This window comes from Sphingobium yanoikuyae (assembly GCF_013001025.1).
Taxonomy (GTDB): Bacteria; Pseudomonadota; Alphaproteobacteria; order Sphingomonadales; family Sphingomonadaceae; genus Sphingobium; species Sphingobium yanoikuyae_A.
The window spans coordinates 3,488,495-3,507,982 of the sequence record NZ_CP053021.1 but is presented as its reverse complement, the minus strand read 5'-3'; the positions used below and the strand labels follow the sequence as shown (position 1 = coordinate 3,507,982).

General features: G+C 66.7%; 18 protein-coding genes. 9 read left to right on the top strand and 9 right to left on the bottom strand.

Annotated features, from left to right (window positions below; all coding sequences use genetic code 11):
- Position 1 precedes the first annotated feature (1 nt).
- From HH800_RS17025 to HH800_RS16995, 7 genes are read right to left on the bottom strand one after another with little or no spacing between them, the layout of a single operon-like run.
- The gene (locus HH800_RS17025; protein ID WP_169861790.1) at positions 2-1,342 is read right to left on the bottom strand and encodes a DUF1552 domain-containing protein; all 1,341 of its coding nucleotides are present in this window, start codon (positions 1,340-1,342) and stop codon (positions 2-4) included.
- Positions 1,339-3,057, bottom strand: a complete 1,719-nt coding sequence (locus HH800_RS17020; protein WP_169861789.1) for a DUF1592 domain-containing protein — start codon at positions 3,055-3,057, stop codon at positions 1,339-1,341. The genes HH800_RS17025 and HH800_RS17020 overlap by 4 nt, the downstream gene beginning before the upstream one ends.
- Positions 3,054-4,241 (bottom strand): hypothetical protein, encoded by a 1,188-nt coding sequence (locus tag HH800_RS17015; protein ID WP_169861788.1) that lies wholly within the window; start codon positions 4,239-4,241, stop codon positions 3,054-3,056. The genes HH800_RS17020 and HH800_RS17015 overlap by 4 nt, the downstream gene beginning before the upstream one ends.
- A gap of 17 nt (positions 4,242-4,258) precedes the next feature.
- Positions 4,259-5,050, bottom strand: coding sequence for a hypothetical protein (locus tag HH800_RS17010; RefSeq protein WP_169861787.1), 792 nt, complete (start codon positions 5,048-5,050; stop codon positions 4,259-4,261).
- Positions 5,050-5,514, bottom strand: coding sequence for a c-type cytochrome (locus tag HH800_RS17005; protein ID WP_169861786.1), 465 nt, complete (start codon positions 5,512-5,514; stop codon positions 5,050-5,052). Before HH800_RS17005 ends, HH800_RS17010 begins: the two co-directional genes overlap by 1 nt.
- Positions 5,515-5,540: 26 nt before the next feature.
- The gene (locus HH800_RS17000) at positions 5,541-6,197 is read right to left on the bottom strand and encodes a cytochrome b/b6 domain-containing protein (protein ID WP_169861785.1); all 657 of its coding nucleotides are present in this window, start codon (positions 6,195-6,197) and stop codon (positions 5,541-5,543) included.
- Positions 6,197-6,505 (bottom strand): high-potential iron-sulfur protein, encoded by a 309-nt coding sequence (locus HH800_RS16995; protein ID WP_169861784.1) that lies wholly within the window; start codon positions 6,503-6,505, stop codon positions 6,197-6,199. The genes HH800_RS17000 and HH800_RS16995 overlap by 1 nt, the downstream gene beginning before the upstream one ends.
- 204 nt (positions 6,506-6,709) lie before the next feature.
- Between HH800_RS16995 and HH800_RS16990 the strand changes: the two genes are divergently transcribed.
- Positions 6,710-7,450 carry a response regulator gene (locus tag HH800_RS16990; RefSeq protein ID WP_004208361.1) on the top strand — a complete coding sequence of 247 codons (741 nt, stop codon included), beginning with the start codon at positions 6,710-6,712 and terminating at the stop codon, positions 7,448-7,450.
- Positions 7,447-8,778, top strand: coding sequence for a sensor histidine kinase (locus HH800_RS16985; protein ID WP_169861783.1), 1,332 nt, complete (start codon positions 7,447-7,449; stop codon positions 8,776-8,778). Before HH800_RS16990 ends, HH800_RS16985 begins: the two co-directional genes overlap by 4 nt.
- Positions 8,779-8,877: 99 nt before the next feature.
- Here HH800_RS16985 and HH800_RS16980 read toward each other — a convergent pair whose 3' ends face one another.
- Positions 8,878-10,230: an FAD/NAD(P)-binding protein gene (locus tag HH800_RS16980; RefSeq protein WP_169861782.1), complete on the bottom strand. Its 1,353-nt coding sequence runs from the start codon at positions 10,228-10,230 to the stop codon at positions 8,878-8,880.
- Positions 10,231-10,438: 208 nt separating this feature from the next.
- On the opposite strand from HH800_RS16980, the gene adh reads away from it, so the two are divergent.
- From adh to argB, 7 genes are all read left to right on the top strand, one after another.
- On the top strand, positions 10,439-11,959 hold the full coding sequence (adh, locus tag HH800_RS16975; RefSeq protein ID WP_169863359.1) for an aldehyde dehydrogenase: 1,521 nt from the start codon (positions 10,439-10,441) through the stop codon (positions 11,957-11,959).
- A gap of 138 nt (positions 11,960-12,097) precedes the next feature.
- Positions 12,098-12,490, top strand: a complete 393-nt coding sequence (locus tag HH800_RS16970; RefSeq protein WP_169861781.1) for a DUF779 domain-containing protein — start codon at positions 12,098-12,100, stop codon at positions 12,488-12,490.
- Positions 12,480-13,781 (top strand): DUF3422 domain-containing protein, encoded by a 1,302-nt coding sequence (locus tag HH800_RS16965; protein WP_169861780.1) that lies wholly within the window; start codon positions 12,480-12,482, stop codon positions 13,779-13,781. Before HH800_RS16970 ends, HH800_RS16965 begins: the two co-directional genes overlap by 11 nt.
- 42 nt (positions 13,782-13,823) lie before the next feature.
- Positions 13,824-14,975, top strand: a complete 1,152-nt coding sequence (locus tag HH800_RS16960) for an FIST N-terminal domain-containing protein (RefSeq protein WP_169861779.1) — start codon at positions 13,824-13,826, stop codon at positions 14,973-14,975.
- Positions 14,972-17,221, top strand: a complete 2,250-nt coding sequence (locus tag HH800_RS16955) for a NahK/ErcS family hybrid sensor histidine kinase/response regulator (protein ID WP_169861778.1) — start codon at positions 14,972-14,974, stop codon at positions 17,219-17,221. The genes HH800_RS16960 and HH800_RS16955 overlap by 4 nt, the downstream gene beginning before the upstream one ends.
- A gap of 66 nt (positions 17,222-17,287) precedes the next feature.
- Positions 17,288-17,920: a queuosine precursor transporter gene (locus tag HH800_RS16950; RefSeq protein WP_010338459.1), complete on the top strand. Its 633-nt coding sequence runs from the start codon at positions 17,288-17,290 to the stop codon at positions 17,918-17,920.
- Positions 17,921-17,945: 25 nt separating this feature from the next.
- Complete coding sequence (gene argB / locus HH800_RS16945; RefSeq protein WP_004208351.1) at positions 17,946-18,863, top strand: acetylglutamate kinase; 918 nt, start codon at positions 17,946-17,948, stop codon at positions 18,861-18,863.
- Between the two features lie 8 nt (positions 18,864-18,871).
- Here argB and HH800_RS16940 read toward each other — a convergent pair whose 3' ends face one another.
- Entirely contained in the window at positions 18,872-19,393 is a 522-nt protein-coding gene (locus HH800_RS16940) for a GNAT family N-acetyltransferase (RefSeq protein ID WP_010338457.1), read from the bottom strand.
- Positions 19,394-19,488: the final 95 nt, after the last annotated feature.

The window sequence follows — 19,488 nt, the reverse complement described above, 5'->3', positions numbered from 1 at the left end:
ATCAAACTATCAGTCCGGGGATGATCTTGTTCGTCTCCAGACTGCCCGTGCCCCAACGGTCGACCGGCACGCCCATCGCCTGTTGCAGGGTCAGGCCGACCCGGCTGACCGGCGATCCGTCGCCGGTGATATATTGGCCGGTATGGATGCGTCCGCCGGCCGATCCGGCCGTCATCATCGGGATATTGTCGATGGTGTGGAATTTGGCGAACTCGGTCTCGCTATGGGCAAAGACCAGGCTGTTATCCAGCAGGGTGCGGTCGCCCTCCTTCACCGCGTCCATCGCCTTGATGAAATAGGTCCAGGCCTCCATGCACTTGTCGACATAGAAGGTGACTTCGGGTTGATAGCCCAGCCGGTTATCCAGCACCTCCTCATGGGTCAGCTGATGATGGGTGATAGTGCTGCCCACCCGCGTCAGCGACGACGCGCCATTGTTGAAGTTCATGTTGAACAGGCGGACATTGTCGCAGGCCATCGCCATCACCAGCAGATCGGTCATGATCTCGTGATTGCGCATGACATTCTCGATCTCGGCATTGACGGGCAGGTCGGGCACCTTGGGCGGGACGATACAGGCCTGCATCGGCGCCGGCTTGGTCAGTTGCACGTCGAGCTGGTTTTCCAGCTGCCGCAGCGAGGTGAAATATTGGTCGAGCCGCTGCCTGTCGGCCGCGCCCAGCCGCGCCTCCAGCGCCTGGCGCTGGTCGGACACGCCGGACAGGACGCTGCGCCGCGCCATCACTGCCGGATCGGGGGTGAAGGTCGCGCTGTTGGGATCATGGAAGCCGGCGCCGAACAGCCTTGTATAAAGGGCGGCGGGTGATACTTCCGCCGGGTTGAGATTGCCATTGCCGCGCCCCGACAGCGAATTGCGCGGATCGCCGGTCGCCGACAGCTCGATCGAGCGGAAGCGGGTGCGGGTGCCGATCACATCGCCGATCGACACGTCGAAGGATGGCCCCGGCAGGCCTCGGTCTGAATCGATCGCCATGCCGGTGCGGATACCGATGCCGCCGCTGATGTGCGGCAGGTTGGGCTTGCCGTCGAGCGGCAGGGTGAAATCGCCCAGGATATTGACCTTGTGCTTGAGCGCCTCGATCGAGGCGAGTTCGACCTTCAGCTCATAATCCTTGCCGGCGGCGCTGGGGAACCAGCGCGGCGGATTGACGCCCAGCCCCCAGAACCAGGTGCCGAAACGGATCGGCATCGGCGCGCCGGTCGCCGCCATGGCGGTGCCGTTGCCGTCGAGGAAGATGTCGAGCAGCGGCAGGCCGACGGCCACGGCCATGCCGTTGACCATGCCGCGCAGGGCGGTGCGACGATCGAGGGTGAAGCTCATGGGCGGTCTCCTTCACGGATATGCGGGCTGGTCATCATCGCGACCTGCGGCTTGGCCAGCGGCGGGGTGCTGACGCGATAGGCATCGGCCATGGTCGCGACCCGCAGGAACAGCGCCTGGATGCGATAGCCGTCGGCGGCGAAGCCCTGTTCCAGTGCCATCGCGGTCGCCTCCTCATCCTCCGGCATGCGCCCGGTCGCATATTGGAAGGCGCGGCCGGCGACGCACTCGGTGGTCGACTTGCTCGCCGCCAGCGCCTGGCCCAGGCCGACATTGCCCTGGAAGGCGGTGCCCTCGAACACGCCCGCCGTGTCGATCGGCGCGTCATTCTCGGTCCGGCGGAAGGCGCCGATGCCGTCGAACCGCTCCAGCGGCAGGCCCAGCGGGTCGGTGATCTTGTGGCAGGCGGCACAGACCGGATCGCTATTATGGGCGTTCAGGCGAATGCGCGCGGTCGGCATCGCCTTGTTGCCGACATCCTGAACGGCGGTGAAATTGACGTTGCCCGGCGGATTGGGCACCGGCTGACACAGCAGCAGTTCGCGGATCGCCCGGCCGCGCAGGGTCGGCGAACTGCGCCCCGAATGGGAATAGAGCGCCAGGAAACCGGCCTGGCCCAGCAGCCCGGCGCGATCGTCGCCATCGGCAAATTCATAGGGCACCCAGCCCTGCATGCTGGACACCTTGGCCTGATAGAGCGGCCCCAGCGCCCGGTTGATGAAGGTTCGCCGGGTGGTGAACAGGTCGCGATAGTCGCCCTGCCGCGTCACCAGCTGGTCGACGATCATGCGCAGCATCTGTTCGGACAGGGCCGACGCAACATCGGGGTTGAAGCGGGGATAGACGATCTGGTCCTTGGCCATTTCGTCGAACTTCTCGAACAGCAGCATGTCGGCGAAGAAGGCGCGCACGCCATCCTCCAGCCGGGGCGAACGCACCATCTTCTGCGCGATCGCCGCGAGCTGGGCCGGATCGGTCAGCTTGCCCTCGTCGGCCGCGCGCAGCAGTGCTTCATTGGGCGTCGTGTTCCACAGCAGATAGCTCAGCCGCGCGGCGCGGGCATGATTATCAAGCCGCAGGCTGCCGGGCGCCTCCGGGTCGGGCTCCGCGCTCTCGATGATGTAGAGGAACTGCGGCGACACCAGCATGGCGGCGAGCGCCAGCTGCATCCCGTCATAGAAGCCCTGGCCATCGCCAGCGCCCTTGCCCGCCATCATGACGAAGGCGCCGATCTCTTCCTGCGTCATCGGCCGGCGAAACAGGTAGCGGCCGATCGGCATCAGCGTCCGTGCGGCGCAATCGGCGTCGGGCGCGGCCGCGTCGCGCGGGGCGCAGGGCATGAACTGGGCGCGGCGATCCGGCGCGAAGACCTGCGCGGCGATATTGCGCGCCATCGCGTCGAACTGTTCCAGCCCGGCGGGCGAGATGGTCGATGCGCTGGCGCCGGTCGCGATCAACTCATGCACCGGCCGCACGATCGGCTCGAACCGGCCGGCGACCTTGATGTCGGGGCCGAAGATATCGGCGATGCTGTTGCGATATTGCGCTTCGGTCAGGCGGCGCATTCCCGCCACCTGGCCCAGCGGCGTCTTCAAGGGCGCGAAGCTAGCGTCGGGCGTGGCGGCGGTCTGCGGCGCCTTCTCCACCGTGCAGGCGCTCAGCAGCAACCCGGCGAGCAGCGCCCAGCGCGCCCTGTGGCGAAACGGCCGGCTCATCGCTGCGCCACCTTGGCCTGGGGCAGGCGGTCGGTGACGAAGGCGGGCACGGCCCAGGCCTCCATGCCGCTCGAAATACGGCGACACTGGCCGGTCGCCGGATCGCGATTGCCATCGGCCATCGCCTTCAACGCCGCATACATGGCGGCGCAGTCATAGCCCGCCGTGGTCGCCGCGCCCTCGCCACCGACCGAGGCGCTGGCCATCACGTTCCAGATCGGCTGATAGCCGCCGACAATGCCCCTGATCGATCCGTCCGGCTGGAAGGTGAAGCGCAGCCGCGCCTTGGTGAAATCATATTCGTTGCGCCGGCCACGAATGTCCCGCTCCGATCCCTGGCCCCAATTCTGCTTCAGGCGGATGTGGGCCGGTTCGGTCGTCAGTACGCCGTTGACGATCCGCCCTTTCAGCACATTGCGATGGGCGGCATTGGCGGTGACGCTGTAGCTGGCGCCGGGGATGAAATTCTGGCGCGAATCCACCACCGCCCGATCTTCGGTATTGGCGTAGATCACCGTCACCTCGGGATCATTTTCCAGACTGTCGACGCCGGTCAGCAGCAGCACCTGGCTATGTTCGCCGCTCACCAGAAACTGGGTCAGGCCCTTGACGATATCGCCGCCCGTGCCGTCGACCCCGCGCCAGGTCCGCACGCAGCCCATTGCCCGCCACATCTGGTTGTCGACGCCCGGTTCGCCCGCAGGCCCGGTAAAATTGGCATGGCCGCAGCTGTCGCCCGCCGCCGCGCCACCCGCATCATCGTCCAGGTTCAGCCCCTGCGCGACCTTGCCCTGCACCATGCGCTGGGGCGGCCGGTCGAACTTGTCGGGATGGGTGCAGATGTTGATATTGTCGGGACCAAAGGCATAGCCGGTCCAGCGCGCGGTCAGTTCCTTCTCGTTCGCCTTTTCCAGCAGTCGCGTCTGCTCGCCCGCCGGCTGGGTCTGGAGATAATTTTCGCGCAGAGTGGCGGCCAGGCCCTGCGGGCAATCCTCCTTGCCCTGATAGATGGCGGGCGCGAAATGGCTGACGACGAAGCCCATCTCGCCATTGGCCGGCGGCGCGGGCAGTGCTGCGGGTTTCGCGGGGGCATCGCCCTGCGCTGACACAGATGCCGAAACCGACGCCGCGAGTGGCAGCGCGCCCAGCAGCAGGATCAGTTTGCGATGATTCTGCACGATCATCCTCTCCTTGCGAAATGTCATGGGATCAGCGGTTCGGCCTCGGCGGGAATGTCCGCCGGGGCGTCGCCCGCGATGGTGAAGACCGGCCGGTCGCGATAGGCCCATTGGGCGCGGTCGCCATCGGGCCGCACGGTCCAGGCGCCCATGCCCCGTCGCGCCATGCCCGCCGGAAAGACGCGCCAGTCGGCGCAGGCCGTGCCACAAGCCTTGCCCTTATGCGTCACCAGCAAATTGCCCTGGCCATCGACCAGCAGATAGCGCCCGTCCACCAGCCGCGCCGTCACATCGGCCGGCGCGTCGATTTTGGGCGCGGCGGGCACATATTTCAGGCTGTTCCAGACCAGCCCATCCTCGCCCTCATGCCCGATCGTGCCGGGCCGTTCGCCGGCACGGGTGAAGACCAGATTGACCCGCTTATAGACCCATTGCGGCCCGCTCGGTCCCTGCATCGCGATCCAGTCGGCGCCGTCCTGCTTCAGCCGGGGCGCCTTGCGATCGCCGCCGAACTCGGGCGGTGCGGGCACGATCTCCGCCTTGGCGGGCGCGGCCAGCGGCGTCCATTGCGTCAGACAATCGCCCGAACACCAGAGCGGCTGATGCCCGGTCCGCCCGGTCACGGCGCGCATGTCCATGCCATAGAGGGTGCGGCCATGGGCATCGACATAGACGCTTTGGTCACCGATCTTGCGGACGCTGACCCCCGCCGGCAGCGACTCGCCGCTCGCGGCCTCGGGTGGCAGGTCGGCGGCTTGTGCCCAGAGCGCGGCCGGCTGCACCAGCCACAGGATCGCGGCCGCCCGGCGCCACATCAGCGCTTCTCCTCGACGCGGAAGCTGCGATGGCAGGTGCCACAGCTTTGCCCCAGCGTCTTGGCCGCAACCCGCATCTTCGCCACGTCGCCGCTCGCCGCCACGGTGGCGAAGCTGTTGGCCTGTGCGGTAAAGCCGTCCTGCGCCGCCTTGAATGCGGCCGGCTGGCTCCAGATTTCCGGCTTGGCCGCCGTCTTGACGCCGGGCTTCGGGCCGCTGCCGGCCGGGAACCAGCCCTGCTGCTGGCGCGCATAGTCGCGGATCTGCCGCGCCGAAATCTGTATCACATAGGTTTGCGGCGTGGGCGATTTCAGCTCGTCATTGATGTTCTTGAACGCCGCGCCGACCTCGCGGAAACCCGCGATCCGGGTGGCGACGATATCGCCGGGCGCGGCCGCCAGCGGTGCCGCGCAGAGCAGTGCCAGCATCGCGATCGACCGCTTCATACGGGCTGTATCGTGCATCCTCATCCTCGTCCCTTTCATGTCTGTCACAGCATCGGATCGGCAAAGACCCACCAGGCGAGGCTGCCCGCCAGCAGGATCGCGACGGCGAAGGCGACAGGCGACGCGCGCCGCACCGCCACCGGCTCACCGGTCACTTTCGCCCGGCCGCTGACCATCGGCCCGATCAGGTTGCGCCGTCGCACCAGCAGGTAGAACAGCACCGCCAGGACATGCAGGCCGATCAGCATCTGCAGGATGGTGAAGCTGATGCCGTGAATCTCGGAGGCGAGCCGGCCCTGATCGAAATCGACCAGATGCGACAGCGGCCCGGATTCGATGCCGTCGATATCGACCGCGAACAGGCCGGTGCCGACCTGCACCGACAGCGCCAGCAGCATCGCCACCACGCTCCAGCCGCCCAGCGGATTATGGCCCGGCGCCGCGGGCGCACGGCCGGTCAGATAGGTGAAGATCGCGCGCGGCCCGCGCAGGAACTGGGCAAAGCGCGCCGGCCCGGACCCGATCAGGCCCCAGATCAGGCGAAAGGCGATCAGGAACAGCACGGCCTGACCCGACAGGCGATGCCAGTCCATGTGATAGGTTTCCGCGCTCCACCAGGAAAAGCCGATCAGGCCGACCAGCGCCCAGTGAAACAGGCGGATCGGCAGATCCCAGACATATTGGCGCGCGGGGTTCGCCATCAGCTCTTCTTCGCCCAGCTGTCGCACACGCCTTCGACCGGTACGATGCCACCGCTCAGCAGCGCGCATTTGCCGCAGCCCGGCTGGGCGGCGGTGAAGAAGGCGCACAGGCCGCAGCGCTTAGTCGCATCGCTCGACGTGCGAAAGCCCAGCGACTTGCGCATGCTCTTCTGCGCGGCGGACAGGCTGGCGGGATCGACGCACTCGGCGGCATTGGCCATGCTCGCAATCCCCAGCGGCACGCAGGCGATCAGGCCCAGCGCCGATCGGCGGCTCCAGTGACGGACATGATGATGGCTTGCCGCCATGCGGCCCACTCCTCTTCCCTGCCGGCCCGGTTGCTCCGGTCCTCTTGTGCGATCCTTCTAGCAGGGGGGCGGCGGATTAATTTGTCAGCGCCGACAAAATCGGCGCAGAATGCAGGCGCTTATTCCGCCCTTTGTGTCGAGCCTGACAAAATCCGGCGCGGGCCGGCGGCTAGAAGGGGCGGAATGGGAAGAGGAGAGGTAAGGGTGACAGCGAAGCTGACAGGCGACAGCGCGCCGGGCGACACGCATATCCTGATCGTCGATGACGATCCGTCGCTGCGCGCGCTCGTCCGCGCTTTCCTGATGCAGGAAGGTTATGTCGTCAGCGAAGCGGCCGATGGCCCGGCGATGCGCGCCATCCTCGCCCATCAGCCGGTCGACATCATCGTCCTCGACGTCATGATGCCGGGCGAGGACGGGCTGTCGATCGCCCGTTCGCTGGCGGGACAGCAGGATGCCGGCATCATCATGGTGTCGGCGCTGGGGACGGAGGGCGACCGGATCACCGGCCTGGAAATGGGCGCCGACGATTATCTGCCAAAGCCGCTGTCGCCGCGCGAACTGCTCGCCCGCATCCGTGCGCTGCAGCGCCGCCGTCGCCCGGTCGCCGACACCCGCCAGCCGGTGCTGGCCCATTATCATTTCGAAGGGTGGCAGCTCGATCCGGTGCGCCGGGTGCTGCGTGATCCCGCCGGCATCATCATCAGCCTGTCGGAGGGGGAGTTCGCCCTGCTGCTCGCCTTCATCGAGCATCCCCAACAGATATTGAACCGGGACGCGCTGGTCGAACTGGCGCGGGGCGAGGATGCCGATGTGTTCGACCGGGCGATCGACACCCAGGTCAGCCGCTTGCGCCGCAAGCTCGGCACCCGCGCGCGTGGCGAACTGATCCACACGGTGCGATCCGAAGGCTATATCTTCCAGGCGCCGGTGCAGCGCGGATGAAGGCGGGTTTCCTGCGCTGGGCCAATTCGATCCACGCCCATCTGCTGGCGCTGGCCCTGGTCGTGATCCTGACGCTGACCGCCTTCAGCCTCACCCTGCTGCTCTATTTCATTCCGCCCGAACGGGTGCCGCTGTCGGTCTATGAGATTGCCCGCATCGTCCATGGCCAGCCCCTGCTGCGCGACGAGCCGGTGGTGCATGAGGTGCGGCAGGCCGCCGCGCCGCCGGCATCGATCGACCCGGCCGATCGGCTGATCGCCGCGCTGCTGGCCCGACGCCTTGCTCTGCCTGCGGCCGATGCGCGCATCCGCCTCGACCCCGGCGATCGCGAGCGCATCGGCCAGTTCGTGGCGGAGATGCAGCTTTATGGCCCCGATGGGGTCGCCGACCCCTTCATCCTGGGCACCTTCACCGCCGCGATCCGCCAGCCCGACGGTGAGTGGCGGATGATCACGCGGGAAGCGCGGGGCGGGCGGTCGCTCTGGCGGCTGCTCGGCCAATATGCCTTCCTCGTCGGCATCCTGCTGGTGGTGCCGCTCAGCCTCTGGTTCAGCGCGCGACTGACCCGCCCGATCCGCGCTTTCGCGGCCTCGGCCGAGCGGATGGGCGCAGGGCAGGAGGAGCAGCCGATCCCGCTGGACGGGCCGAGCGAGATCCGGCTGGCGGCGCAATCGATCAACGAGATGCAGGCGCGCATCGCCCGCTATGTGCGCGAACGCACCTCGGTCGTCGGGGCGATCGCCCATGATCTGCGCACGCCGCTGTCGCGCCTCCATTTCCACCTCACCGCCGCGCCCGCGCCGGTGCGGATCGCGGCCGAGGAGGAAATCCGCCAGATGGAGGCGCTGATCGGCACGACGCTGGATTTCGTCGACAATGAAAACCGCCCCCGCCTCAAGGAGCCGCTCGACCTTGGCCTGCTGGTCGAGGGGCTGGTCGACGATTTCGCCGACATGGGCCGCGACGTGACCCTGACGGGCGCGGAGCCTGTCATCATCGCGGGTGACATGATCCTGCTCAAGCGGCTGTTCACCAACCTGATCGACAATGCGATCAAATATGGCGATCGCGCGCGGGTGCGGGTGATGCGCGAAGAGGGGCGGGCGATCGTCACGATCGAGGATGACGGGCCGGGCATGGAACAGGCCGATATCGCCCGCGCCTTCGAGCCATTTTATCGCGGCGAACCCTCGCGCAATCGCAGCACCGGCGGCGTCGGCCTCGGCCTGTCGATCGTCCAGTCGGCGGCGCAGGCGCATCAGGGCCAGGTGTCGCTGGCGCGCGCGCCCGATGGCGGGCTGCGCGCGCAGGTTGAGCTGCCGGTTTAGAGCGTTTTCTAATCAGGTGGAATCACCTGATGACTCGGAAAACGCGTTAAACCAAAAACTTAGAGCAACCGATCTGACGCAGTCGGATCGGAATTTGCTCTAAAGCCCTTCCGCCTCCACCCATTGCGCGCCGGTCAGCGCGCGCGCCATGTCCCAGCTATGGCGGCGGATATCGGGCACGGCGACGATTTCCCAATGGGCGCCGCGCGTCATCGGCCCGACCACCAGCAGCCGTTCCTGCGCGCTGCCGTCGCGTGCGATGGCATGGCCCTGCCGGTTGGTGTCGATACCGATCGCCAGCGCATCCGGTCGGATCGCGCCGCGATCCGCCAGCCGGCGCAGCAGCACGTCGTCGGCCCGGCCAAGGTCGGCCAGCGGGCCGGTGCAATTGACCACCCGCGCCACCCGGATCTCCTGCACCTGTTCGCCGCCGCGCGGCCGCCATTGCACGATCAGTCCCTGGTCGGCGTCCTGCGCGCCGATGATCCGGCCCGCCGCGATCCGCAGCCGCCCGCTTGCCTGCATCGCGGCGATTCGTTCGGCCACCTGCGGCGCGATGCGGTGGCGATGCACGTCCCAATAGGGCCGGGCGTGGCGCAGGAAGCGCGCCCGTTCGACCGGGGAGGCCGCCCGCCATATATCCTGGGTGAAGGGGCGCAGCTCATCGACCGCGCGGCGCCAGCCGACCGCATCGGCCCGCTGGCGGATGGTGCGGACCAGCCCGGCGCAATGGGCGGCCGGCCGTTCGCGCAGGGCGGGGAAGGGCATGGCCGGCGCATGGCTGTGCGGCACCAGCCCGCGCCGCGACAGCGCCAGGATCGATCCGCGAAAACCCGCGCTGTCCAGCGTCTGCGCGCAATCCACCGCGGTCAGGCCCGTGCCCAATAGCAGTATCTTGTCGCTCGGCGTCAGCCCCTCGGCAATGTCCGCGCCCCAGGGTTCGGACACATAGAGCGGGGGCGCCTTGTCTCGAAATGGCGGCAGGTCATGCGGCGGCAGATTGCCCGGCGCCAGCGCCACCGCATCGGCCGCCAGCGTCTTGCCCGACGCCAGTTCGACGACACAGCCATCGCCGGTCATGCGGATGTCGACCGCCGCGTCATCGATCACGTCCAGCCGGTCGCCCGCCTCGGCGCGGGTCTTGTCCAGCAGCGCGGAAAGATAGCGGCCATAGGTCGCCCGTGTCGCGAAGCTGGCGTCCGATCCGCCACTCGTCTCCGCCAGCCATTGCGCGAAATGGCCCGGCTGGTCGGGAAAGGCGCTCATGTTGCCGGCGCGGACATTGAGGATATGGTCGGGCAAGGCGCTGCCGAACGCGACACCCTTGCCCAGCCGTTCGGGCCGCCGCTCGACCAATGTCACCCGCATCGTCCCGTAGCGCAGCAGGTTGATCGCCAGCAGCGTGCCGCTGAACCCGCCACCGACGATGACCAGGTGGGAAACTTGGAACATGGGGGAAATCTCTCCGGGCAGGGAAGGGGCCTGCCAGATAGAGCAGCCCGTCGGGGCGCTGTCGAGGGGGCGGCACAGGTCGCGTCTCATGCCCGCCTCGTCCCGCAGACGGGGCGATCCGACCGAAGGTCCAATTGCACCGGCGGCCTGCTTTGCCATCTTCTGAAGGCTGAAAGACGATCACAAAATCGACCCAGGAGACAAGATGATGCTGCAACAGGCGCTGGATAAATTCGCCGGCCAGACCCTGATCCGCGACCGCTACGACAATTATATCGGCGGCCAGTGGACGGCACCGGCCAAGGGCCAGTATTTCGACAATATCTCGCCGGTCACCGGTCAGGTCGTGTGCCAGGTCGCGCGCGGCACGGCGGAGGATATCGAGGCCGCGCTCGACGCCGCCCATGCCGCCAAGGACGCCTGGGGCAAGATGTCGTCGACCGAGCGGTCGAACATCCTGCTCAAGATGGCCGATCGCATGGAGGCCAATCTCGACCTCATCGCGCTGGCCGAGACGATCGACAATGGCAAGCCGATCCGCGAAACCACCCATGCCGACATTCCGCTCGCCATCGATCATTTCCGCTATTTCGCCGGCTGCGCCCGCGCCCAGGAAGGATCGATCAGCGAGATCGACCATGACACCATCGCCTATCATTTCCACGAGCCGTTGGGCGTCGTCGGCCAGATCATTCCCTGGAACTTCCCGATCCTGATGGCGGTGTGGAAGCTGGCGCCCGCGCTCGCCGCCGGCAACTGCATCGTGCTCAAGCCCGCCGAGCAGACGCCGATGTCGGTGCTGGTCCTGGCCGAGATCATCGGCGACCTGCTGCCGCCCGGCGTGCTCAACATCGTCAACGGCTTCGGCGTGGAAGCGGGCAAGCCGCTGGCGTCGAACAAGCGGATCAGCAAGATCGCCTTCACCGGCGAGACCACGACCGGCCGCCTGATCATGCAATATGCCTCGGAAAACCTGATCCCCGTCACGCTGGAACTGGGCGGCAAGTCGCCCAACATCTTCTTCGAGGATGTGATGGATGCGGACGATGATTATTTCGACAAATGCCTCGAAGGCTTCGCCATGTTCGCGCTCAACCAGGGCGAGGTCTGCACCTGTCCCAGCCGCGCGCTGATCCAGGAATCGATCTACGAAAAGTTCATCGAGCGGGCGATCGCGCGGGTAAAGGCGATCAAGCAGGGCAGCCCGCTCGATCCCTCGACGATGATCGGCGCCCAGGCGTCGAACGACCAGCTCGAAAAGATCCTCTCCTACATCGCGATCGGCAAGGAAGAGGGCGCACAAGTGCTGACCGGCGGCGATCGCGCCACCCATGACGGCGAACTGGCCGATGGCTTCTATGTGACGCCCACCGTGCTCAAGGGCCATAACAGGATGCGCATTTTCCAGGAGGAGATTTTCGGCCCGGTGCTGGCCGTCACCACCTTCAAGGACGAGGCGGAGGCGCTCGCCATCGCCAATGACACGCTCTACGGCCTGGGCGCGGGCGTGTGGACCCGCGACGGCGCCCGTGCCTATCGCATGGGTCGGGGCATCCAGGCCGGTCGCGTCTGGACCAACTGCTATCATGCCTATCCGGCCCATGCGGCCTTTGGCGGCTACAAGCAGTCGGGCATCGGCCGCGAAAATCACAAGATGATGCTCGACCATTATCAGCAGACCAAGAATCTGCTGGTCAGCTACAGCCCCAAGGCGCTGGGCTTCTTCTGACGGATCCACAGCGGAGCGCCCCTTCTCTCTCCTTTCTTGGCGCTCCGCACCTTTGGCGGGCATCCTCCCCCGGATGCCCGCCAGCTTTGGTTCTGCCAGTTTTGCCAATGGCGGTTTTGGTTCTGAAGGATCGGATCGATGGCCGATTGTCCTGCCCGCATTCTCGCCACGCCAGCGGCCGACGCGTTGATCGCGCGCCTGACCGACCAGCATGGCCCACTGATGTTCCACCAGTCGGGCGGCTGCTGCGACGGTTCCGCGCCGATGTGCTTCCCGCGCGGTGAGTTCAAAGTCGGCCCGCAGGATGTGCTGCTGGGCCATGTCGCGGGTGATGTGCCGGTGTGGATCGGCGCGGCCCAGTTCGAATATTGGCGCCATACCCAGGTGACGATCGACGTGGTGCCGGGGCGGGGCGCCGGCATGTCGCTCGAAAGCCCGGAGGGGCAGCGCTTCATCGTTCGCTCGCGCGTCTTCACCGATGCGGAGGCGGATTTGCTGGAAGCCGCTGGAGAGCTGGCGCGTGGTGGCTGAGCGGCGCTTCACCGAACATGCGCTACGCCCGCAGGTGGTGGGCGAGATGCAGTTGCGCCGCGAGCCTGCGCTGACGGTCCCGGCGCGGATGATCCAGCTTGTCCGCCTGCTCGACGCAGACGCGCGCACGGCGGAACTGGCGGCCGTGCCCGCCATGCCGGGCGATCTGCGTCCGGGGCATGACAGCCGCCATCGCGAAACCCGGCTGGGCGCCGATATCCATCTCCACTGGGAACAGCATAGCGAGGCCAGCACGGTCACCCTGGTGCGCGGCGGCAGCGACCCGGTCGGCTGGGATTTTCCCGACGCGGCCGACGCGCGTGCCGCTATCGCCTGGGCCGAATATCTGCCGGGTGCGGTGATCCGCGCCGTGCGGCTGGCGATCGTGGCGGATGAGGGCGCCGCCGCGGAACTGGTGGCCAGTGCCGGGTTCCCGGCGGGCCAGCTCGTCACCTGTCATGTCGGCGGCGGCGCGCGCATCTGGACCGATTTCCGCATCCATGATGATGGCTATGGCCGGATGGTGGTGGCCGCCAATGGCCTGCTGCCCGGCGATCTTGCCCGCTGCGTCCAGCGGCTGCAGGAGCTGGGCAATTATCGCAATCTGGCGCTGCTTGGCCTGCCGCCCGCGCGCACGGCCTGGGCCGATCTCGACTGGCTGGAACAGGCGCTGGAGCAGGTCGGCCGGGCGCTGGCCGCCGGCGAGGTGCGCGACGATGTGCTGCTGGGGCGACTGATCCAGTTGTCCGCCGACATATTGTCGATCGACAGCGGCTGCGCCTATCGGATGAGCGCGACCGCCGCCTATGGCCGGATCGTCGCCAGTCGCCTCGCCGAACTGGACGTCGTGCCGATCGCCGGTCATCGCTCGCTCGCCGACTTCACCGAAAGGCGGCTCTGGCCCGCCGTGCGTACCTGCGGGGCGCTGACCGATCGGCTGGCGCTGCTCAACGGCCGCGCGGCGCAGTTCACCGCCCTGCTGCGCACCCGGATCGAAACCCATATCGAGAACCAGAATGGCCGCCTGCTCGCCTCGATGGACCGCAGCGCGCGGATGCAACTCCAGCTCCAGCAACTGGTCGAGGGGCTGTCGACGGTTGCCGTCAGCTATTATGCGCTCGGCCTGCTCTCCTATCCGCTCAAGGCGGTGGAAAAACACTGGCCGCGCCTGTCCGCGACGCTGCTGCTGGGCCTTGCCATGCCATTCGTCGCATTGCTGGTCTTCCGCCTGATCCACGGCGCCAAAAGCCGGCTTGTTTCGCGTGACAGGCCAGCGGAACCCGCTACATGATAATGCCCCAAAGCATAAGAAAATGGGCGATGGGGAGAGACAATGGCGACAGGCGCAGGGGTAAGGGCAGGGATAGGATTTGCGTCCTCCCATGCCGACGATCCGTTCGAGGCGATGACGGATCTGGTGAATCAACTGGGAACGGAGCCGCTCGCCGGTGCCGTGATCTTCTGTTCCCAGCATTATGACCGGGACAGCCTGGCGCGGGCGATCAATCTGCATAGCGAATGCACCACCGTGATCGGCTGCACCAGCTCGGGCGAACTGACCGATGCGGGCTATGATCATGACAGCCTGACCGTGATCGGCTTTCCCGCTGCCGATTTCTGCATGACCTCCCATTGCTTCGACGACATCGACAATTTCGATCCCGTCGCCGCGCGCGAAATCGTGCGGACGCTGGCGGCGCAGGCGGAACGGGACAGCCGCCGGCTGGGCGGGCTGGTCAACCATGTCGCGCTGTTCCTGGTCGACGGCCTTTCGCACCGGGAGGAATTGCTGACCATGACGATCCAGGATGCGCTGGGCGACATTCCGCTGATCGGCGGATCGTCCGGCGACGATCTCGCCTTCCGCCAGACCGCGATCTTCGATGGCGGCCGCTTCCATGCCCGCGCCGCCGTGGTGGCGATTCTCTCCTCGACCCGGCCGATGCACGTCTTCAAGGCGCAGCATTATCAGCCCGGCGCCGCCAAGATGGTGATTACCGGCGCGATCCCGCACGAACGTATCGTGACGGAGATCAATGCAGAGCCGGCCGCGGCCGAATATCTGCGCTTGGCCGGCCATGCCGGCGAGGAACTGGGCATGGAATTTTTCGCGGCGCATCCGCCGATGGTCCGGGCCGGCGGCGAATATCATGTCCGCTCGATCCAGAGCGCCAATGCAGATGGCAGCCTGACCTTCTATTGCGCGATCGACGAGGGGATCGTCCTCAACATCGGTGAGCCGGTCGATCGGATCGCCGGCATGCGCCAGCTCTTCTCCGACCTGCACGCCCGCGTGGGCGAGGTGGACCGGATCATCGCCTTCGACTGCGTGCTCAACCGCATCGATGCCGAGCAGCGCCAGATTTCGCGCGATGTCTCTGCCCTCTATGCCGGTAACCGGGTCATTGGCTTCAACACCTATGGCGAGCAATATCATGCGTTGCACGTCAACCAGACCTTCAGCGGATTGGCGATCGGCCGATGAGCGAGCTGCGCACCGCCCTTGAAACCGACGCGGAGCTGGATGCCCTGCGCGAGGAGGTGCGCAAGCTGCGCAAGATCAACGGCGCGCTGATGGACCGGGTGGAACGCTCGACCGACATGTCGGCCAACGCCTTCTCCATGTTCGAAACCGCCATCTCGCTCGAAGCCAAGGTGCGCGACCGGACGCTCCAGCTGGAGGATGCGCTGGGCCGCCTCGCCAAGGCCAATGCCGATCTGGCCGAGGCCCATGCCGATGCGGACGCGGCGCAGGTGCGCCTGCGCGATGCGATCGAATCGATCAACGAAGGCTTCGTGCTGTTCGATGCCGAAGACCGGCTGATCCTCTACAATGAAGCCTATCTCGGCTTCTGGCCGCAGGTCGCCGAGCGGCTGGACCAGAATCTGACCTTCCACGACATCGCCCGCATCGCCGCCCATAGTCAGGGGCCGGCCGGGGCACAGGTCGCGCCCGATCGTTGGGTGTCGGATCGCCTGGCCAAGCACGGCATTGCCGATGGCGGCCAGGTGCAGCGGCTGGCCGATGGCCGCTGGATACAGATCAACGAACTGCGCACCAGCGAAGGCGGCATCGTCGGCATCTATACCGACATTACCGAGGCGAAGGCGGAGGATGCCCGCGCCCGTGCCCGCGAACTGGCCGAACGCAACGTCGTGCTGCAATCCACGCTCGACAATCTGTCGGAGGGGGTCTGCGTGTTCGACGGCAGTGGACAGCTGGCCGCCTGGAACGACGCGCTGCGCCGGTTGCTCGCTTTGCCGGAAAATTTCGCTGGCGCGCTTGGCAGCCATGCCGAATTGCAGCGCTGGTGCCGCGAGACGCTGGCGATGGACGATCAGGGCTGTCTCGACTGGCGCGGCGGCGGCGCGGACCAGCAGGCGATGGTCTGCCTCTGCACCGCCGGGGAACGGCATTTCGAATTGCGCAGCAACGCCATGGCCGATGGCGGCCAGGTGTTCGGCTTCACCGACGTCACCGACATGCTGCGCGCCCAGGCCAGCCTTCAGGAAACGGCCGAGACGCTGGAACGGCGCGTGTCGGAACGCACCGGCGAACTGGTCGACCTCAACCGCAAGCTGGAAGGGGAAGTGGCCGAGCGCCGCGCGATCGAGGCGGCGCTGATCGATGCCAAGATCGTTGCGGAAAAGGCGAACCTGTCCAAGACCCGCTTCCTCGCCGCCGCCAGCCATGATCTGCTCCAGCCGCTTAATGCCGCGCGGCTGTTCGTCGCGGCGCTGGGCGATCGGCGGCTGGCGCTGCCGACCCGCGCACTGGTCAACCAGACCTCGACCGCGCTCGACTCGGTCGAGGATCTGCTGGAGGCGCTGCTGGAAATCTCGCGCCTGGATGCCGGCGCGATCCAGCCGGAAATCGGCCCGTTCCGTATCGACCGGCTGCTCCAGACGCTGAATGTCGAATTCGCCCCCATGGCCCGATCGGCCGGCCTGGCCTTCCGGATCGAGGCGCAGCCGCTCTGGGTCGAAACCGACCTGCGCCTGCTGCGCCGCATCCTCCAGAATTTCATCTCCAACGCCATCCGCTACACGCCGCGCGGCACGGTTTCGGTCGCCTGCATCCAGCATGACGACCGGGTGGAGATCAGCGTGACCGACAGTGGCCCCGGCATCGCGCCCGAGCAACAGGCGCTGATCTTCGAGGAATTTCGCCGGCTCGACACCCGCAGCCAGGGCAAGGGGCTGGGCCTCGCCATCGTCAAGCGGGCCAGCGACATGCTCGGCCACCCCATCAGCCTGCGCTCGCAGCCGGGGCAGGGGGCGACCTTCGCCATCGCCCTCCCCATCGGCCAGCCCCAGCGGGAGGAGGATGGCGACACTGGCCAGCCGACCCGCGACCGGTCGATGCGCGACCTGTCGGTGCTGGTGGTCGACAATGAAAAGCAGATCCAGTCGGGCATGCGCACCCTGCTAACCGGCTGGGGATGCAGCGTCGTCACCGCCGACGGCTATGACCAGGCGGCTGCCCTGTTCGCCGATGGCCGCCGGCCCGACATCATCCTGGTCGACTATCATCTCAAGGACGGGGAGACTGGCGACACGGTCATCACCCGCCTGCACGATCATTTCGCCGTCCGCATCCCCGCCGTCATGATCTCGGCCGATCGCGGCGAACCGCTCAAGACCCAGCTCGCCGCCGCCAACATTCCCCTGCTCAACAAGCCGGTAAAGCCCGCCCAGCTGCGCGCGCTGCTGCGGACCATGCTGGCCTGAAAGGGGATGGGGCAGGGCATGCCGCGCCATCTTCCCCCGCAGGCCGAATCCCGGTAAGGGCTGGCGATGACTTCATCGCCCGCGCCGCTGACCCGCTCCCTCTTCGTCTTTTCCATCCTTTATGGCGGCATGGTCTGCATGGCCGGCGTGCTGGGGGTGAAACAGGTCGCCCTGGGGCCGCTCGCGGTGGAGGCCGGCATCTTCGCCTTCCTGCTGCTGGTCATCATTTCCAGCGCCGTGTCGGAACTGCACGGGCAAAAGACCGCGACCGCGCTGGTGCGCCTGGGCTTCGTGCCGCTGCTGGTGTCGGCCGCGTTGATCCATATCGTCATTGCCCTGCCGCATGATCCGGGCATGTATCCGCCTGCCGTCGATGCCTTCCCGATCGTCGTGGGACAGGGATCGCGCATGATGCTGGCGGGCCTCATTTCCTATGGCACGTCGCAGACGCTCAACGTCTTCATCTTCTCGCGACTGGCCGGCGGCGAGGGCCGTCTGGTCTGGCTGCGCGGCATGGTGGCCAGCGTCGTGTCGCAGATCGTCGATACCCTGCTGTTCATCACCATCTCCTTCTATGGCGAGCGGCCGATCATGGACCTGATGGTCGGGCAGATGATTACCAAGGTGCTGCTGTCGATCATCCTGGTGCCGCCGCTCATCTCGGCCGCGGTCGCATTGGGCCGTCGCCTCGATCGATAACTTGCCGTAGCGCGCATATGGGCTTATGCGCGCGCGCATGACCAGCAACTACGCCCCCGATCCCGCGCTCCTCGCGAAGGCCGAAACCCTTGTCGAGGCGCTGCCCTATATGCAGCGCTATGCGGGCAAGACCTTCGTCGTGAAATATGGCGGCCACGCCATGGGCGATCCGGAGGCGGCACGCGACTTCGCCGAGGACGTCGTCCTGATGAAGGCGGTCGGCATCAATGTCGTCGTCGTCCATGGCGGCGGGCCGCAGATCGGCGCGATGCTCAAGAAGCTGGGCGTCGAATCGCAGTTCGTGAACGGCCTGCGCGTCACCGACAAGGAAACCGCCCAGATCGCCGAAATGGTGCTGGCCGGCTCCATCAACAAGGAAATCGTCGGCTGGATCAGCGGCGCGGGTGGCCGTGCGGTCGGCATCTCGGGCAAGGATGGCGGCCTCGTCCTGTGCGAGAAGGTCGGCCACAGCCGCGCGCCCGATCCCAATTCGGGCATTGAGCGCCATGTCGACCTGGGCTTTGTCGGCGATCCGGTCTCGGTCGATCGTCGCATCCTCGACACGCTGACCCAGGACGGCATCATTCCGGTGGTCGCGCCCGTGGGCATCGGCGCCGATGGCCATACCTATAATGTCAATGCCGACACCATGGCCGGCGCGATCGCCGCCGAGCTGCAGGCGTCGCGCTTCTTCCTGCTGACCGACGTGCCGGGCGTGCTCAACAAGGACAAGGAATTGCTGACCGATCTCGATCCGGCGGCGATCCATGCGTTGCAGGTCGACGGCACCATCACCGGCGGCATGATCCCGAAGCTGGAAACCTGCGTCAAGGCGGTCGAGAGCGGCGTCGATGCCGCCGTCATCCTGGACGGCCGGGTGCCGCATGCGATGCTGCTGGAAATCTTCACCGATCGCGGTGCGGGCACGCTGATCCGCAAATAAGCGCCGATTTATCGGATCAGGATTGCCGGATCAGCCCAGTAGATGCGCTTTTCCGGCAGGGTCCGGCCGTCCGGGCCGGGCTTGTCCCAATCCTCGACCTCGACCCCGCCGCGCGAGGCGTAGAAGCCGCGCGCGGCCTGGTTGTCGCTGTAGCACCACAGAAACAGGCCGGTCTGCGGCCAGCCCTCGATCGCCCATTCCGCCCCGCGCGCCAGCAATGCCGTGCCAAGGCCCGTGCCGCGCGCGGCGGGCAGGGCGTGGAGATTGTCGACCAGCGTGCCCCAGCGATCATCGGCCCCGCCGATGATGCAGGTGAAGCCCATCGGCTGCCCGTCCCGTTCGGCGATGATGATGCGCTGGCCCGGCGCCGGATGTTCGAGCCGCTGCGTCCAGGTGGCCAGCCGTTCCGCCTCGATCCCGCCGGCCAGATAGGCCGGGTCCATGATATGGGCATAGGCGATGCGCCAGCTGTCCACATGCATGGCGGCGATCAGCGGGGCGTCGGCGGGGGAAGCGTCACGAAAATCCATGGCTCCGCTATAGCGCGACAGGCTGGTCCTGCTACCCCTTCCTGCTGAGCAGGCTTTTGCAGAACTATGGCGTCCTTTGGTGGAATAAGGGACTG

Bases quoted from the DNA above. Each gene is read 5' to 3' on its own strand.
- HH800_RS17025 (WP_169861790.1), bottom strand. From the start codon at position 1,342: ATGAGCTTCACCCTCGATCGTCGCACCGCCCTGCGCGGCATGGTCAAC.
- HH800_RS17020 (WP_169861789.1), bottom strand. From the start codon at position 3,057: ATGAGCCGGCCGTTTCGCCACAGGGCGCGCTGGGCGCTGCTCGCCGGG.
- HH800_RS17015 (WP_169861788.1), bottom strand. From the start codon at position 4,241: ATGATCGTGCAGAATCATCGCAAACTGATCCTGCTGCTGGGCGCGCTG.
- HH800_RS17010 (WP_169861787.1), bottom strand. From the start codon at position 5,050: ATGTGGCGCCGGGCGGCCGCGATCCTGTGGCTGGTGCAGCCGGCCGCG.
- HH800_RS17005 (WP_169861786.1), bottom strand. From the start codon at position 5,514: ATGCACGATACAGCCCGTATGAAGCGGTCGATCGCGATGCTGGCACTG.
- HH800_RS17000 (WP_169861785.1), bottom strand. From the start codon at position 6,197: ATGGCGAACCCCGCGCGCCAATATGTCTGGGATCTGCCGATCCGCCTG.
- HH800_RS16995 (WP_169861784.1), bottom strand. From the start codon at position 6,505: ATGGCGGCAAGCCATCATCATGTCCGTCACTGGAGCCGCCGATCGGCG.
- HH800_RS16985 (WP_169861783.1), top strand. From the start codon at position 7,447: ATGAAGGCGGGTTTCCTGCGCTGGGCCAATTCGATCCACGCCCATCTG.
- HH800_RS16980 (WP_169861782.1), bottom strand. From the start codon at position 10,230: ATGTTCCAAGTTTCCCACCTGGTCATCGTCGGTGGCGGGTTCAGCGGC.
- adh (WP_169863359.1), top strand. From the start codon at position 10,439: ATGCTGCAACAGGCGCTGGATAAATTCGCCGGCCAGACCCTGATCCGC.
- HH800_RS16970 (WP_169861781.1), top strand. From the start codon at position 12,098: ATGGCCGATTGTCCTGCCCGCATTCTCGCCACGCCAGCGGCCGACGCG.
- HH800_RS16960 (WP_169861779.1), top strand. From the start codon at position 13,824: ATGGCGACAGGCGCAGGGGTAAGGGCAGGGATAGGATTTGCGTCCTCC.
- HH800_RS16955 (WP_169861778.1), top strand. From the start codon at position 14,972: ATGAGCGAGCTGCGCACCGCCCTTGAAACCGACGCGGAGCTGGATGCC.
- HH800_RS16950 (WP_010338459.1), top strand. From the start codon at position 17,288: ATGACTTCATCGCCCGCGCCGCTGACCCGCTCCCTCTTCGTCTTTTCC.
- argB (WP_004208351.1), top strand. From the start codon at position 17,946: ATGCGCGCGCGCATGACCAGCAACTACGCCCCCGATCCCGCGCTCCTC.
- HH800_RS16940 (WP_010338457.1), bottom strand. From the start codon at position 19,393: ATGGATTTTCGTGACGCTTCCCCCGCCGACGCCCCGCTGATCGCCGCC.